The organism is Shewanella youngdeokensis, assembly GCF_033180165.1.
Classification (GTDB): Bacteria; Pseudomonadota; Gammaproteobacteria; order Enterobacterales; family Shewanellaceae; genus Shewanella; species Shewanella youngdeokensis.
On the sequence record NZ_CP136522.1, the window covers coordinates 1858080 to 1874235 of the forward strand.

Annotated in this window: 13 protein-coding genes; 11 read left to right on the forward strand and 2 right to left on the reverse strand. The window is 41.8% G+C overall.

From position 1 onward, the window contains the following. Positions 1-5 precede the first annotated feature (5 nt). A complete protein-coding gene (locus RGE70_RS08065) occupies positions 6-2288 on the forward strand; it encodes an acyl-CoA dehydrogenase (protein WP_310470963.1) in 2283 nt (760 codons plus the stop codon). A gap of 1018 nt (positions 2289-3306) precedes the next feature. Here RGE70_RS08065 and pyk read toward each other — a convergent pair. Beyond that, positions 3307-4746 carry a pyruvate kinase gene (pyk, locus tag RGE70_RS08070; protein ID WP_310470964.1) on the reverse strand — a complete coding sequence of 480 codons (1440 nt, stop codon included), beginning with the start codon at positions 4744-4746 and terminating at the stop codon, positions 3307-3309. A 183-nt stretch (positions 4747-4929) separates the two neighbouring features. After that, a complete protein-coding gene (locus tag RGE70_RS08075; RefSeq protein ID WP_310470965.1) occupies positions 4930-5784 on the reverse strand; it encodes a MurR/RpiR family transcriptional regulator in 855 nt (284 codons plus the stop codon). 311 nt (positions 5785-6095) lie between these two features. On the opposite strand from RGE70_RS08075, the gene zwf reads away from it, so the two are divergent. The 10 genes from zwf to RGE70_RS08125 all read left to right on the forward strand — a co-directional run bounded on the left by zwf (position 6096) and on the right by RGE70_RS08125 (position 16029). Beyond that, positions 6096-7568: a glucose-6-phosphate dehydrogenase gene (gene zwf / locus RGE70_RS08080; RefSeq protein ID WP_310470966.1), complete on the forward strand. Its 1473-nt coding sequence runs from the start codon at positions 6096-6098 to the stop codon at positions 7566-7568. Between the two features lie 9 nt (positions 7569-7577). Next, the gene (gene pgl, locus RGE70_RS08085) at positions 7578-8282 is read left to right on the forward strand and encodes a 6-phosphogluconolactonase (RefSeq protein WP_310470967.1); all 705 of its coding nucleotides are present in this window, start codon (positions 7578-7580) and stop codon (positions 8280-8282) included. 9 nt (positions 8283-8291) lie between these two features. Further along, positions 8292-10118 carry a phosphogluconate dehydratase gene (gene edd, locus RGE70_RS08090; RefSeq protein WP_310470968.1) on the forward strand — a complete coding sequence of 609 codons (1827 nt, stop codon included), beginning with the start codon at positions 8292-8294 and terminating at the stop codon, positions 10116-10118. A gap of 21 nt (positions 10119-10139) precedes the next feature. Further along, positions 10140-10781, forward strand: coding sequence for a bifunctional 4-hydroxy-2-oxoglutarate aldolase/2-dehydro-3-deoxy-phosphogluconate aldolase (locus RGE70_RS08095; RefSeq protein WP_310470969.1), 642 nt, complete (start codon positions 10140-10142; stop codon positions 10779-10781). A gap of 243 nt (positions 10782-11024) precedes the next feature. After that, positions 11025-11726: a hypothetical protein gene (locus tag RGE70_RS08100; protein ID WP_310470970.1), complete on the forward strand. Its 702-nt coding sequence runs from the start codon at positions 11025-11027 to the stop codon at positions 11724-11726. 73 nt (positions 11727-11799) lie between these two features. Beyond that, complete coding sequence (locus RGE70_RS08105; RefSeq protein ID WP_310470971.1) at positions 11800-12726, forward strand: LysR family transcriptional regulator; 927 nt, start codon at positions 11800-11802, stop codon at positions 12724-12726. Between the two features lie 258 nt (positions 12727-12984). Next, positions 12985-13962: a CDF family Co(II)/Ni(II) efflux transporter DmeF gene (dmeF, locus tag RGE70_RS08110; protein WP_310470972.1), complete on the forward strand. Its 978-nt coding sequence runs from the start codon at positions 12985-12987 to the stop codon at positions 13960-13962. A gap of 27 nt (positions 13963-13989) precedes the next feature. Beyond that, a complete protein-coding gene (locus RGE70_RS08115) occupies positions 13990-14409 on the forward strand; it encodes a MarR family winged helix-turn-helix transcriptional regulator (protein WP_310470973.1) in 420 nt (139 codons plus the stop codon). A gap of 284 nt (positions 14410-14693) precedes the next feature. After that, positions 14694-15731, forward strand: a complete 1038-nt coding sequence (locus tag RGE70_RS08120; protein WP_310470974.1) for a GGDEF domain-containing protein — start codon at positions 14694-14696, stop codon at positions 15729-15731. Positions 15732-15894: 163 nt separating this feature from the next. Next, positions 15895-16029 (forward strand): hypothetical protein, encoded by a 135-nt coding sequence (locus RGE70_RS08125; protein ID WP_375087914.1) that lies wholly within the window; start codon positions 15895-15897, stop codon positions 16027-16029. Positions 16030-16156 lie beyond the last annotated feature (127 nt).

Below are 16156 nucleotides of genomic sequence, written 5' to 3' on the forward strand. Positions count from 1 at the left end.
AAATTATGTTTATTACGTTATTAATACTCATCATTATCGCTGTAGCAGTCATTTTTAGTGTGCAAAAAGTTAGAATGCAACTCATCACGCGGCCTGTTTTTAGTTTTTTTAAGCGAGTGTTACCACCGCTGTCATCGACCGAGAAAGAGGCGATGGAAGCGGGTGACGTTTGGTGGGAAGGTGAACTGTTTAAAGGCAAGCCTAATTGGCAAACTCTGCATAGCTACGGTAAGCCTACGTTAACGTCAGAAGAGCAAAGTTTTATTGATAATCAGGTTGTCACTGCATTATCAATGATTGATGATTACGACATTGTTAGTAACCAAAAAGATCTCCCTCCAGAGCTGTGGGAATACTTCAAAAATGAAGGTTTTTTTGCGTTAATCATTCCTAAAAAATACGGAGGTCGTGCCTTTTCTGCCTTTGCTAATTCTACCATTGTAAGTAAAATTGCCAGCCGCAGCGTGAGTGCTGCAGTCTCGGTGATGGTACCTAATTCACTCGGCCCTGGCGAGTTATTAACTCACTACGGTACTACCGAACAAAAAGATTTTTGGTTGCCTAAATTGGCGAGTGGCCAGTCTTTACCCTGTTTTGCATTAACAGGCCCCGAAGCTGGCAGTGATGCTGGCGCCATACCGGATACCGGCATTGTCTGCCGAGAAACGTTTAATGGTGAAATGACCTTGGGGCTACGTCTCAATTGGAACAAACGTTATATTACGTTGGCACCCGTTGCCGATGTATTAGGCTTGGCCTTTCAAATGCACGATCCTGATGGGCTGCTGGGCGACGTCCCGCAAATAGGTATTACTTGTGCGCTTATTCCAACCGACCATCCTGGGGTTGAAATTGGGCGTCGTCATAATCCATTACATTTAGCCTTTATGAATGGTACAACACAAGGTAAAGATGTGTTTATCCCCCTCGATTGGATTATTGGTGGGCCACAATATGCGGGCAGAGGCTGGCGTATGTTGGTGGAATGTCTGTCTGCTGGTCGAGGTATTTCATTACCTGCATTGTCGACGGCCTTAGGGCACATGGCGACCAAAACAACGACCGCTTATAGTGCGGTAAGGCAACAGTTTGGTTTACCCATTGGTCAGTTTGAGGGCGTTCAAGAAGCACTAGCCCGTATTATTAGTAATACTTATCAGCTAGAAGCAGCAAGGCGCCTTACTACAACTGGAATTGACCTTCATGTTAAGCCGTCAATTGTCACAGCAATTGCTAAATACCATATGACCGAGCTAGGTCGGCAGGTTGTTGACGATGCAATGGATATTCAGTCTGGTAAAGGGATCCAATTAGGGCCTAAAAATTATCTAGGGCATGCTTATATTGCAGTACCGATCTCAATTACTGTTGAGGGGGCTAATATACTCACCCGCAGCTTGATGATATTTGGACAAGGTGCAACCCGTTGCCATCCTTACGTGTTAGCTGAAATGGAAGCAGCCTCAATGGATGACCAGTCAAAGGCTGTTGATCGCTTTGATAGTCTATTGACTGGCCATATAGGTTATGCCGTACGCAATGCTTTAAGAGCTTTTTCTCACGGGCTTACAGGCAGTATATTTGCCGACTCTCCCGTTTGCGGTGAGACAAAAGCATACTATAAAAGCATGACACGATTATCATCTGGGTTAGCTATCATGACGGATATGTCGATGATGGTATTGGGTGGCGATCTTAAACGAAAAGAGATGTTAAGTGCTAGATTGGGCGACGTTCTAAGCCAGTTATATATGGCTTCTGCAACCCTTAAATTGTTTGAAGATAATGGTCGCCAATTTGATGATTTACCCATTGTTAAGCACGTTATGGCCACAAGATTACATTTAGCAGCAAAAGCGCTAGATGAAGCCATTAGAAACTTTCCTAATCGTGCCGCAAAAGTACTACTGCGAGTGATGGTTTTTCCATTAGGTAATCATTTTAAATTGCCAAATGATCAGTTATCAATCGATGTTGTTAAATCAATGAGCCAACCTAGCCTTACTCGAGAACGGCTAACGTTTTTATGCCCGACCCTGAGCGATGATAACAGTGGTATTGCTGATGTCGAACACGCGTTTATTGCGAAGCATGAATGTAAAGCGTTATACGAACGTTTGAAGCTAGCGCAAAAAGAGGGTAGCTTAGCGCGTAAACTTTCTCCGCAACATCTATTTGATAGTGCTTTGGAGTTAGAAATCATCAATGAAGTAGAACATAAGCAATTGTGCAAAGCCGACAAGTTAAGGTTAGCTGCCATTAATGTTGATGACTTTGCTCAGCTTTAATTAAACACGCTTACGGCTAGTGATTGAACGATTAAGTGTTATCGAGTCTCTGTAAACGTGCGTTACTTTTAAAACCGCTGATATATTGTCAGCGGTTTTTTTACTTTAAGCTGTTAGAAAACAGATCCAGCTCGTTACAGCTATGACTGAAACTTACTCGTGCATTGCTGTTTGTTTTATAGAACGTTATGTTATTGATTAACAATGGCTGGCTTAGTTACATCATTTTGATAATCCACTATCAGCATGCCAAACATTGTTTTGTATCAAACGAAAGGTCACTCATGCATTGTAGTGTGCTATAGAGGTCGTTATGTTATTGATTAACAATGGCTGGCTTTGTATTTCTATTTCTAGAGTAAACTCTACTCGTCATTCAAACCTCAACTCCACAGTCAAACTCAGTCAAAGTGCCGAGTTAACAGCACGCGCCTAAAATTCGCCATTTTTGCCTTATAAAGCGCTGCTTTAGCGAAAAATCCACTAGCAGCATGCCAAACATTGTTTTGTATCAAACGAAAGGTCACTCGTGCATTGTAGTGTGCTATAGAGGTCGTTATGTTATTGATTAACAATGGCTGGCTGAGTGTTTTTCTCCGTCCACCTATTTTAGCCAGCTATTTTATCGCCTCTGATTGGAGCGTTTCCCCGCACTGTCCGAAGCTCGATTTTGTCCAGATATGGGGATATGTGGGGTCAGTGTAAACTTGGATATGTAAACTTTATTTGATTACCATACATTTACTAATCCCACGACCTACCTTTAGACCTTTTGCTCTAAATGATTTCTGTCCAAAAGTGAGTTTGGAAGTGATAGCAATCTTTATTATGGTCGCACAGTAGCGAGGAATTGAGAGGGCGATAATGTTAAATGATCAGCGTAGTTAGTTTATGTGTGTTCGCACCAAAACTGACCTTTAATGCGAAGCTTAAGTCAGTCAAAATTAAGCAAAAAAAAGCATGCCGTATTAAACAGGCATGCTTTAGATTATAGCGAGGTAACGCTTAAAGGCTTGGTTTACGCTACAACAACCACTTTGCTAGTGTTAGTACCGCCTACGGTTTCCATGGCATCACCTTTAGTCATCATCGCCATATCACCACTGTTTAGATACCCTGCAGTTGAAATAGTATCAAGTGCTTTTTGAGCAACAGCCTCAGGTGAGTGAGCCGTTGAGTCAAAATAGATTGGGTGAACACCACGATATAAAGCCATTTTCGCGAGCGTTGCTGTGTGGCGTGATAAAGCAAAAATCGGTAGCCCAGAGCTAATGCGTGACATGATTTGCGGCGTAGCACCAGACTCAGTTAATGCAATGATTGCTTTAACCCCATCTAAATGGTTTGCTGCGTACATAGTTGAAAGTGCGATGGTTTCATCAATAGATGTAAACTGCTCATCAAGTCTGTGTTTTGATACTTGAACACTAGGGTGTGCTTCGGCACCGATACAAACCTGCGCCATTGCTTTTACCGTTTCTTCTGGGAAGTCACCGGCTGCAGTTTCTGCTGACAACATTACCGCGTCAGTACCATCGAGTACGGCATTGGCAACGTCCATCACTTCAGCACGTGTTGGCATCGGACTTGTTATCATAGACTCCATCATTTGAGTCGCTGTAATAACCGGTTTATTTAGTTGACGCGAGCGGCTGATGAGTTTCTTTTGCACAGCGACAAGCGCAGGATCACCAATTTCAACACCTAGGTCACCACGAGCAACCATTACGGCATCTGACGCTAAGATAACGTCATCCATTGCTTCTTGAGAAACAACAGCTTCGGCACGTTCAACTTTTGACACAATCAGTGCATTACTGCCAGCTTGCTGAGCAAGTTCGCGTGCATAGTTAAGATCTTCACCACTACGAGGGAATGAAACCGCAAGATAATCAACGTTGATTTGCGCTGCAGTAATAATGTCACGCTTATCTTTTTCAGTCAGTGCAGCAGCAGACAAACCACCGCCTTGCTTGTTGATCCCTTTATTGTTAGATAAAGGACCTGCAACAGTGACGATAGTGTGGACCTTGTTACCGTCAACTTTTTCAACGCGTAACTGAACACGGCCGTCGTCAAGCATTAGAATATCGCCAAGGGCAACATCTTGAGGTAACTTTTTGTAATCAATACCAACTTGGTTCTCGTCACCTTCACCTTTTTGAAGATCACCATCTAAGGTATAAGCTTGGCCTAAAGTCAGCTCAACCTTTTTGTTATCTTTAAAAGTGGAAATACGGATTTTTGGACCTTGTAAATCACCTAAAACGGCAACATGCACACCAAGCTCTTTAGCTATAGCTCGAGTATCGTCTGCACGTTTTTTGTGATCTTCTGGTGCACCGTGAGAGAAGTTTAAGCGAACAACATTAGCGCCGGCTGCAATAATGCGGCGTAAGTTGTCATCACGGTCAGTGGCTGGGCCCAAAGTAGTAACAATTTTGGTTCTGCGGAACATGACATACTCCGTTAAGTTTTTAAAATTCTGACTCTATATTAACAGACAATACCCTTACATGTAGTAATATTACGAACAAAATGTACTTATTCAAGTTTTCAAAATTGTGACTCAAAACCAAATTATCTAGCTTGAGGACAATAAATCGTTGATTAAAAAGTCCTCAAACATACAGAAAGTCACTTACAGAATGGGATCTTTGTCTATTCTAGATTCTTTCAATACTTCTTTTACTCGCTTTAAGTTTTCACGAAAACGAGGACCTCGTCTTAATGTGAATCCCGTTGCAAGCACATCTATTATAACCAACTGAGCTAAACGTGAAGCCATTGGTAGGTACATATCGGTATCTTCTGGCACTTCCATTGTCACTGGTAGCGTACAAACAGCCGACAAAGGCGAGTTACGCGCAGTAATACCAATAACAGATGCACCGTTCTCTCTGGCTAATTTTGCTATATCAATAAGTGACTTAGTGCGGCCTGTGTGTGAAATAAGTACTACAACATCGCCTTCATTACTGTTAATGCAGCTCATGCGTTGCATTAGTACATCATCAAAACAAATTACAGGTACATTGAACCTAAAAAATTTGTTTTGTGCGTCATGTGCCACTGATGACGAAGCACCTAAACCAAAGAATGAAATTTTCTTAGCTTGAGTCAGTATATCAACAGCCTTATTGACCGCTGCGGTGTCAATACTTTGCCTGGCGGTATCAAGTGATGCCATTGATGATTCGAAAATTTTGGTCGTGTATGAGTCTGGGCTATCGTCTTCTTCAACGTGACGGCTAACGTATGGCGTACCATTGGCAAGGCTTTGTGCTAAATGTAACTTAAAGTCTGGAAAGCCTTTAGTGTCTAGTCGGCGACAAAAACGATTAACTGTAGGCTCACTAACATCAGCCATTTTGGCCAATGTAGCTATACTTGAATGAATTGCCGTTTGTGGAGAAGATAGAATCACTTCAGCCACTTTACGTTCAGATTTACTAAAATGGGTAAGGCTTTTTTGAACCTTTTCTAGGGTATTCATATAGGTACGTCCATTCAATAGTAATGTAATTTTATTATAGTTTTGTTGTCTAAGTTGTCGGCTTCTCGAAGGTAAGCCTGACAAGGTATTTCAGCCGAGATAAAATTCATAATATACAGGTACAAACCTGATAAAATTAAGTAATTTTATCACGAAAGCATATCAGATATTACGTTCGGTTACCTATACCTAAGCATGAAGTTTATTATAGAATTTAGATGCAATTAACATTTGCTGTTGTTATATTACGACAATCATGAAAATCCTCATCAAAAATGCTGAGGTGCAGGATTAAAGGAGATGTTGAGGCCATGGCCAGAACGACACCAAAAGCTAAAGCGTGTGATTTTGTTCTATTTGGTACTAAGGGCGACTTAGCTAAACGAAAGTTACTTCCCTCTTTATACCAATTAGACAATGCTAACTTGTTGAATGAAGGCACCAAGATCCTTGGCGTAGCTAAAGACCACTTCACTCAAGAACAATACCGTGAGCTTGTAACGGCAGCATTGAATACGTTTGTAAAAGACGAGTTGTGTGAAGACACCGTTAATCGATTTTTAGCGCGTTGCCATTATGTTGGCACTGACTTTACGGAATCAGAAGGCTATAAAACATTTCATGATATTTTAGAGCCTGAAAAAAGAGTGATGGTCAGTTACTTTGCTACCCCACCTTCTATTTTCGGTGACATTTGCCGCTGTTTAAAAGAGCAGAATCTTATTTTTACTGATTCGCGCATTGTTTTAGAAAAACCGATCGGCTCTGATCTTGAGTCATCAAAAGTCATTAATGACCAAGTATCTGCCTATTTCAAAGAGAGCCAAGTTTATCGGATTGACCACTATCTAGGTAAAGAAACGGTTCAAAATCTGCTCGCCCTTCGGTTTGCTAATTCACTTTTTGCGTCAAAATGGGATAACCGAACTATTGACCATGTGCAACTTACGGTTGCTGAAGAAGTGGGTATTGAAGGCCGTTGGGGTTACTTTGATAAAGCGGGTCAGATGCGAGATATGATCCAAAACCATTTGCTACAAGTATTAACGCTGGTAGCAATGGATCCACCAGTCAATTTAGATGCAGACAATATTCGTGACGAAAAAGTGAAAGTACTTAAGTCACTGCGCCCAATAAATTCTTTTAATATTTATGAAAATACCGTTCGTGGTCAATATTCTTCTGGCTTTTTAAAAGGGGCACCGGTTCCTGGTTATTTAGAAGAAGAGGGCGCTAATGTCAGCTCAAATGCAGAAACGTTTGTGGCGCTTAGGGTTGATATTGACAACTGGCGCTGGGCAGGCGTGCCATTCTATTTAAGAAGCGGTAAGCGCATGCCGTTTAAGAGTTCTGAAATTGTGGTTTACTTTAAAAACCCGCCGCACAACTTATATAGCTCTAATTATCGAAATTTGCCGCCAAATAAACTGACCATCAGATTACAGCCGCACGAAGGGGTTGAAATCCAGATGATGAATAAAGTTCCTGGTCTAGGCGAGAAGCAACGTTTACAAACTACAAAACTGGATTTGAGTTTTTCTGACACCTTTAAAGATGAACGCATTGCAGATGCTTATGAACGTTTACTACTTGAAGCTATGCTCGGTAACCAGGCACTGTTTGTTCGTCGTGATGAAGTTGAGCAAGCTTGGACCTGGGTTGACGGCATAATTAAAGCTTGGGAAGAAACCGATGAAAAGCCTAAGCCTTATCCTGCAGGAACATGGGGGCCAGTAGCATCTGTTGCCCTTATCACTAAAGACGGCCGCTCTTGGGACGAATAGGGGGACAGCATGATTAAAGAAACGGTTTTTAAAAAATTCGACAACAAAGCTGGTTTAGAAGCGCAGTTGGCCGAACGTATTGCAAACCAACTACAAGATGCAGTTGATGCTAAAGGTAAAGCAAGCCTTATCGTATCGGGTGGTTCAACACCGCTAAAGTTATTCGAATTGCTGAGTAAAAAAGCAATTGATTGGAACGATGTTTACGTCACATTGGCTGATGAACGTTGGGTTGACACTGATCACGGTGACTCAAATGAAAGGCTGGTTCGTAATAATTTACTTAAAAATCGAGCTGCGAGTGCCAAATTTTGTGGTTTGAAAAATATGTATGCTTCACCTGCTGAAGGTCAAGCTATGACAACTGAGTTGCTCGCCCATTTTCCAAAACCTTTCGATGTAGTGGTTTTAGGTATGGGAAATGACGGCCATACCTGTTCTTGGTTCCCTTGTGCTGCTAGCGATGAGCTTGAAAATGCGTTAACTACAACGAATTTATGTGTAGCGGTTACTCCAGGAAGTGCACCTCACGCGCGTATTTCATTATCTAAAACGGCCATACTTGCTAGCCGTCAAATCTATTTACATATAGTGGGTGAGCAAAAGCTCGCTGTTTACCGTAAAGCGATGACCGATAACGATCAAAATGAAATGCCGATCAGAGCGGTTTTGGATCAGAGAAAAACGCCTCTGGACGTATATTGGAGCGCTTAAGGAATGATTATGCATACAGTCATACAATCAGTAACAGACAGAATTATAGAAAGAAGCCAGGTTTCTCGCGCCAAATATCTTGCCGCTTTAGATGATGCAAAAAATAATGGCGTACATCGTAGTGCACTAAGTTGTGGCAATTTAGCGCATGGTTTTGCGGCGTGTAACCCTACTGACAAATCAGCCATTAAACAGCTAACTAAAGCTAATATTGGCATCATAACTTCATTCAACGATATGTTGTCTGCACACCAACCTTACGGCGAATACCCTGACTTATTAAAGCAAGCATGCAATGAGATTGGCAGCGTAGCTCAAGTTGCAGGCGGAGTGCCTGCGATGTGTGATGGCGTTACTCAGGGGCAACCAGGCATGGAGCTGAGCTTACTGAGCCGTGAAGTGATTGCCATGGGCACTGCAGTTGGTTTGTCACACAACATGTTTGATGGTGCGCTTTTGTTGGGTATTTGCGACAAAATCGTCCCGGGATTATTGATTGGGGCGTTAAGTTTTGGCCATTTACCAATGCTATTTGTGCCCGCTGGCCCAATGAAATCAGGGATCCCAAATAAGGAAAAGGCTAGAATTCGCCAGCAATATGCGCAAGGTGACATAGATAGACAGGCATTACTGGATGCTGAATCTAAATCTTACCACAGTGCGGGGACTTGTACTTTCTACGGTACAGCTAATAGTAACCAATTAATGTTAGAAGTCATGGGGTTACAGTTACCCGGTTCTTCTTTTGTAAACCCCGATGATCCATTACGTGAAGTGCTAAGTAAAACGGCGGCTAAGCAAGTTTGTCGCTTAACTGAACTTGGCACGCAATATACTCCAATTGGACAGATAGTATCTGAAAAGTCAGTAGTTAACGGTATTGTTGCGTTACTGGCAACAGGTGGTTCAACTAACTTAACTATGCACATTGTTGCTGCTGCGCGCGCTGCGGGCATCATTGTTAATTGGGACGATTTTTCAGAGCTTTCTGATGCAGTGCCATTGCTCGCTCGAGTTTACCCTAACGGCCATGCTGATATTAACCACTTCCACGCCGCTGGTGGAATGGCATTTTTAATTAAAGAACTATTAGATAACGGTTTTTTACACGAAGATGTGCAAACTGTGGCTGGGTTTGGTTTAAATCGCTACACCCAAGAACCACAATTACGCGACGGCGAGTTGACATGGGTAGATGGCCAACGCACTAGTTTAGACAATGAAGTATTAACCAGTGTTAGTCAGCCTTTTCAGGCTAATGGCGGGCTTAAATTATTAAAAGGTAATCTTGGGCGTGCGGTAATTAAAGTGTCAGCAGTGCAAGAGCAGCATCGTATCGTTGAAGCACCTGCTGTTGTGATTGACGATCAAAACAAACTCGAAGCGTTATTTAATGCTGGAGAGCTAAATAAAGACTGTGTTGTGGTTGTTAAAGGGCAAGGGCCTAAAGCGAATGGCATGCCTGAATTACATAAATTAACCCCAATCCTTGGGATCCTCCAAGATAAGGGATATAAGGTGGCACTATTAACCGATGGCCGCATGTCTGGCGCATCAGGTAAAGTGCCAGCAGCAATTCATTTAACACCAGAAGCGTTAGATGGAGGCTTGATTGCCAAAATTATTGATGGTGATTTAGTACGCGTAAACGCAATGACAGGTGAATTGAGCCTTCTAGTTGAAGCTGACGAACTCAATCGTCGTACCGCGGTAGCAGTTGATTTACGCAGTTCAAGTTATGGCATGGGGCGAGAACTCTTCGGAGCACTTCGAGCTAGCCTGAGTAGTCCAGAAACAGGTGCAAGAAGTACTCGCGCTATTGACGAAAATTATTAAATATTAAGGAAGAGTAAAGCCATGCCTAACAATCACTGGTTAATACAGCCACAAGAAATATTTAAACGCAGTCCAATTGTCCCTGTGATGGTGATAAATAAGATTGAGCATGCTGTACCACTAGCAAAAGCACTTGTTGCAGGTGGGATCAGTGTTTTAGAAGTCACTTTACGCACAGATTGTGCTTTAGAAGCAATCACAAAAATAGCTAAAGAGGTCCCAGAAGCACTTGTTGGGGCAGGCACGATTTTGAATGAAGAGCACTTAGCACAGGCTGTAAAAGCCGGCGCTCAGTTTGTGATTACACCTGGTGCAACAACAGAGCTATTAACGGCAGCGATGGCCGGCAACGTGCCACTTATCCCTGGCGTGGCAAGTATCTCTGAAGTTATGAAAGGAATGGCGCTTGGGTATACTAATTTTAAATTCTTCCCTGCAGAAGCATCTGGTGGTGTGGATGCTTTAAAAGCTTTTTCTGGCCCATTAGCAAACATCCGTTTTTGTCCAACAGGCGGAATTACTCCGAGTAGCTATAAAGATTACTTGGCGCTTAAAAATGTTGATTGTATTGGCGGTAGCTGGATAGCGCCAATTGATGCAATGGAAGAGGGCGATTGGGACCGAATTACAACTTTATGTAAAGAAGCGATTAGCGCACTTTAAAACAGATTATTAGTCAGCGTTTACGCTGGTAATGTAAAAAGCCACCTTCGGGTGGCTTTTTTTATACTCCATGCTCATATTTTAATACCCTCTTCTATTCAGCCCATGTCATCACCTATAACTATTGGTAATTCAGCTTTACCTTATAAGTCATTTGAAGACTACCTTACCTGCCCGTATTATGCTGCGCATCATGAACGAGAAAAGGATTTCATACGCATATATTTGTAAAGAGAGAAACCGATGAAATCAGTAACAGCCGCAATACTTCTATTAGCCTTTACGACTTCTACCGCATTTGGAAGTGATACAGACCAAACCGACCAAACCGAGCAAAAACAAGAGATCGACATGAGTGACCCAACTTCGGTGTTCACTGCCGTTGGTTTACAGGGAGGCACAAACGGCATGCAAGTTTTCGGGCAATTTGGTTATAGCCCAGAGAACGGACGTAAGCACATGGGCTTTGTTGAATACCGTAATGATGACAACCTAAACAACTACCGTATGCGCTATTTTACCCCAGGTGCTAGCGGCTTAGGGGTGTTTGCAGATGTATCTCGTAGCGAGCACAACGTTGCTGGTGAAGATGTTGCCATGAACACGGCTATGGCAGGATTAATGCAGGTATTACCGATTAATGACAAGATCACACTCTACCCATCATTATTAGCAGGTAGTATTTGGAGTAACGATAAGAACGCCGGGCAAGATGTTTATAATACGACCACTATCATTACCTTAAACACATACGCCACCTATGCCGTCAATGATAAAGTTTGGTTGATGCTAAATCCTGTTTATACCTACGGTATTGACGGAGAAGATACTCGCGATATTTATCTAGAGTTTGCGTTGGGTTACCGCCTAAGTAAAACAGAAACAGTGCGTTTACATGCTAGTAATGGCAATGATGTATGGTTTAACTACACACAAGCCTTTTAAAGGTACGATTTTAAACTAGACTTGCAGGGAGCATGTTGCTCCCTCGTATGTCTTGTTTGTAGTTAAGTTTATTATGATTTTATATCCGCGTTTAATGCAGTTAGACTTTAACTTATTAAAGGTATTGTATGTGTTAGTTGAGGTACAAAGTACCGTCAAGGCTGCGCACATGCTGCATCTTTCGCAGCCTGCAGTGAGTAAATCGCTTAATAAGTTACGTGATTACTTTAAAGATGACCTGTTTATTCGCCAAGGTAATCAGTTACACCCTACGCCACTAGCCCAAGAGCTGAGTACCTTAATGCCACAACTACAGCAGGCATTTATTAAGGTGCTGGTGGATCCGCTTGCACTGCCAGCCGCAGAGTGGGAGGGCGACATTTCTATTAGTGCGCCTGTTGAGCTGCTAGACATCATTGCGCTACCTATTACCCAGTGTCTAGCGCAGATCACGCCTAATATACGGCCTATGTTTCGGCCAATAAATAATGACTTCGTTGCGCAGATGAGCAGCGGCAAATTAAATATTGTATTCTTACACTCTTCAGAAAATCATGCTAAAGAATTGTTTGTGCAAGATGTAGCACCATTAAGCGTATCCATCTTGTGTCGTGAAGGACATCCATTGAGCCAAAAGGCGAACGTAATAAGTGAAGATTTAAATCCTTACCCAGTGTTTTTAGCAAAGAGCTCAGAGTTTGATAGTAGCTATCTGCAAAGACTGATGGAGCAGTATGAGCTAACAAGTAATATTAAAGGATTATTTCATTCATCACTGATGGCGCAACAGATGCTTGGTCATTCAGATGGCTATAGTTTTGCCTTCACGCAGCAACAACATATTTTGCCAGGCATTCAATCTGTTCCATTTGTAGTGCCTGCACAATACCAAAAGCCGATACAAGTATGTATTCCGCGCAATATGAAAAACAACAGTAATATGCGTTGGGCAGTAGATCAAATTAGGGACTGCTTATCAGCGCACCTTAGTACAGTTTAATCGGCAATAATTAACAAGCTACACAGTTATCACCAGCTAGTAACGCTGACGTCTTGTTTATAGCCTAAAAAAGGGCTTAATTTTGGCGATGGCTCCTTTAGGGTTAAGTCGATATGTTTTCGTAAGTTAGCTCACATAATTTATGTACAAATATTGTTCTTACATGAAAAAACGATAAAGTTGTTCGTAAATCAAACTATTTGATTTTATAACTATATAGTTGTCTCAGCAAAAAACACCCTATCAAGGTTAGAGATTATGAACAACAGTCAGCATTTAAGCCAAAAATGGACACATCAACACCGCTTTACTTCCGACAACAATAGTGGCGAGCGTAATACCGCAATTGTTTTGTTATTAACTTTAGTTACCATGATTGCCGAAATTATCGCCGGCACCATTTATGGTTCAATGGCGTTGCTTGCAGATGGTTGGCATATGGGAACCCATGCGGCCGCTTTTTTGATCACACTGTTTGCTTATCGCTATGCACGTAAACATGCCGACTCGACATTGTTCTCGTACGGAACCGGAAAAGTCAGCGTGCTAGGGGGTTATACCAGTGCAGTGGCATTAGGCTTAGTCGCAATTGTGATGTTGGTTGAGTCAACGGCTAGGATTTTCAATCCGCAAGATATTCATTTTAATCAGGCCATTTTAGTCGCCATTATCGGCCTAGTAGTAAATGTAGTAAGCGTTTTTTTACTAAAAGACCATCACAGCCATGAGCATGGCCACAGCCACAGCCACAGCCACAGCCACAGCCATAATTATGAACACGAACAGAAAAATAACCATCATCACGGGCATGAAGATCATAACCTTAAAGCAGCTTATTTCCATGTATTAGCTGATGCATTAACGTCATTATTGGCTATTGGCGCGTTACTACTTGGTAAATATGTTGGCCTTAACTGGCTTGACCCCGTCATGGGGATTGTGGGCGCGGTGATAATATCTCGTTGGGCGTGGGGGTTAATGCGTCAAACAGGACCTATATTGCTCGACGCCAGTATGGCTCAACAACCTTTAGCTGAAGTTAAACAGCTAGTTGAGCAAGAGGGTGACACAGTAGTGGACTTACATGTTTGGAAAATCAGTGCCGATCATTTTGCCGCGAGTTTAATTGTAGTTAGCCAAGATGGTCGTGATAGTAGCTACTTTAAAGCTAAACTGGCACAAGTTACGGCATTATCGCATGTCACTGTTGAAGTCCATATGAGCAGTCCGGCGTAGTAAAATAGGTGATTCAGGAGGATATTAATGAAAAGCCAAGATAATGATATCAATCACGCCATTATTGAGTTTTACGAAAAGTTATCAAGCTGGGAAGCTACCGCAGTCAAGAGTAGTGGTTTTAGCTTGCCACAAGTCCATACTGTTGAGATTTTAGGTTTAAACGGGCCAATGCGAATGAAACCGTTGGCTGAAAAAATGGGGGTAACAACAGGTACCCTAACAGTGCAAATTGATAAAATGGTCAAAGCTGACTTGGTTGTCCGTCGGAGTGAAGAAACTGACAGGCGTGCCGTTTTGGTTGACCTATCAGCAACTGGGCATGAACTATTTGAAGAACATAATAAGCTGCATGTACAGTTAACCTCAAATATTACAAAGCAGTTTTCCGATAGTGAATGTACGCAATTACTCGATTTCTTTAAACGCATCAATCAGACCTTTTAAGTGGCTGTTAGGGGAGTGGCAACCGTATCTTTGTTTGTAAGGGGTTGCCAATCACCTCAATGATCCCGCTAAACTAAAATGCGCTCAAAAAAAGCTAAGTACTAGAGTGTTAGAGTGCATAATCATGCTTAGCTAACAATATATCCAGCCAATAGTCCTATTTTTGCGCAAGTTGTTGCTTGTAGATTGATCTAGTGTTGCATAATGTGAAGAAAGAGGCTGGCAGCATTCTTTTTTTTGTATATTCTTGTATTAGATAAGATTTGAATTTCAGGTGCTCTCATATGGATACTGCTCATCGTTTATCAGGAACTGAATTATCTGCACAAATATTAAGGCATGCCGTTCCAAAAATGTCGGAATTAAACATACCTATGACTCCTAGTAATTATTCAGTTTGGTATGAGTATTACCGAGGTGATAATTTAGACTTAAAACGCGCTATAGATGGTTTATTAGCTAATAGCGTCAGTTTTAATGAAGATGTCTGCGAAGGCCTATTTACTAGTTATATTAAGAAAAATGCACCTGAAATCATTGAAAATGTGCAGGTCGAAACCCAGATGCTGATCAACAATCTACTGACTAAAATCTCTGGTATGAGTGAAGGTACTGCTAAATTCTCCTCTTCACTTCAGACATTTGATGAGCAACTCACAAGTAACTTAAGTCCGGTCAGAATCAAAGAGCTTATCGATAATATTAATACCGAACTTGACGAAATTATCAGTGCCAACATCGAAATGGATAAAAACTTAACCACGATGAATGAAGAGGTAAGCGCACTTAAAAGTGAAATGGTCGAGCTGCGTACAGTCGTGTTGACAGACCAACTGACTTCATTAAATAACCGCCGTGCTTTTGACCAAGAAGTGGCCTCTCATATAGCAACCTTTAACGAGCAAGAGTTTAAAAGTAGCTTGCTCGTGGTAGATATTGATAACTTTAAAAAGTTTAACGATGTGCATGGTCATTTAATCGGGGACAAGGTATTGAGCTTTGTCGCTCAAGCTTTAAAACTTGGCGTTAAAGGCGATGACTTTGTCGCTCGTTATGGTGGTGAAGAGTTTGTTATTTTACTGCCAGACACAAGCATCGATGGCGCAAAGATTGTTGCAGAACACTTACGTAAAAAAATTGCTGAGCGTAACCTAACCATAGGCAAAGCGAAAAAACTGGCATTAGGCAACATTACGGTTTCGGTAGGCTGCGCATCATTGCAAGCAAATGATAATAAAGATAGTTATTTTGAACGCGCTGACGAAGCGTTATACCGTGCCAAATTAGCGGGTAAAAACTGCGTTATGGCTGAAACGCAATAGAGTTCAAATAGGGGCTGCAGTACTGTTACTGGGTGAGACATTTGATGTGGTGTACTTAGATTTTGAATTTGGACAATAACATCAATTAAAATTACAGCTGGCTTTTTTCGTCCCTTAAACTTTTTTGCTAGCTATCTTTTCCGCCAATTTAAGCGTTATACACATGGAAAGGATAGAACAAGGCTCTGCTGGATGGTTTCAACTAGGTTGGTTGTGCTTGTCTATGTCTATGTCTATGTCTATGTTTATGTTTATGTCTTTACGGATTTTAGCTAACCAAGTTGCTCGCTCAGAGTGACAAGATACATGACGGCTCGTTGTTTACTGCAATAATGTTTTTAGCCACTATTATTGTGACGGATATGCCTATAGCTACTCAATAAAAGGCATAATCGTTTTGCTTTACAAATTAAGCGTTTTACCAT

What these genes read in the sequence shown, in the direction of transcription:
- RGE70_RS08065 (WP_310470963.1), top strand. Translation starts at nt 6, where the DNA reads ATGTTTATTACGTTATTAATACTCATCATTATCGCTGTAGCAGTCATT.
- pyk (WP_310470964.1), bottom strand. Translation starts at nt 4,746, where the DNA reads ATGTTCCGCAGAACCAAAATTGTTACTACTTTGGGCCCAGCCACTGAC.
- RGE70_RS08075 (WP_310470965.1), bottom strand. Translation starts at nt 5,784, where the DNA reads ATGAATACCCTAGAAAAGGTTCAAAAAAGCCTTACCCATTTTAGTAAA.
- zwf (WP_310470966.1), top strand. Translation starts at nt 6,096, where the DNA reads ATGGCCAGAACGACACCAAAAGCTAAAGCGTGTGATTTTGTTCTATTT.
- pgl (WP_310470967.1), top strand. Translation starts at nt 7,578, where the DNA reads ATGATTAAAGAAACGGTTTTTAAAAAATTCGACAACAAAGCTGGTTTA.
- edd (WP_310470968.1), top strand. Translation starts at nt 8,292, where the DNA reads ATGCATACAGTCATACAATCAGTAACAGACAGAATTATAGAAAGAAGC.
- RGE70_RS08095 (WP_310470969.1), top strand. Translation starts at nt 10,140, where the DNA reads ATGCCTAACAATCACTGGTTAATACAGCCACAAGAAATATTTAAACGC.
- RGE70_RS08100 (WP_310470970.1), top strand. Translation starts at nt 11,025, where the DNA reads ATGAAATCAGTAACAGCCGCAATACTTCTATTAGCCTTTACGACTTCT.
- RGE70_RS08105 (WP_310470971.1), top strand. Translation starts at nt 11,800, where the DNA reads ATGATTTTATATCCGCGTTTAATGCAGTTAGACTTTAACTTATTAAAG.
- dmeF (WP_310470972.1), top strand. Translation starts at nt 12,985, where the DNA reads ATGAACAACAGTCAGCATTTAAGCCAAAAATGGACACATCAACACCGC.
- RGE70_RS08115 (WP_310470973.1), top strand. Translation starts at nt 13,990, where the DNA reads ATGAAAAGCCAAGATAATGATATCAATCACGCCATTATTGAGTTTTAC.
- RGE70_RS08120 (WP_310470974.1), top strand. Translation starts at nt 14,694, where the DNA reads ATGGATACTGCTCATCGTTTATCAGGAACTGAATTATCTGCACAAATA.
- RGE70_RS08125 (WP_375087914.1), top strand. Translation starts at nt 15,895, where the DNA reads ATGGAAAGGATAGAACAAGGCTCTGCTGGATGGTTTCAACTAGGTTGG.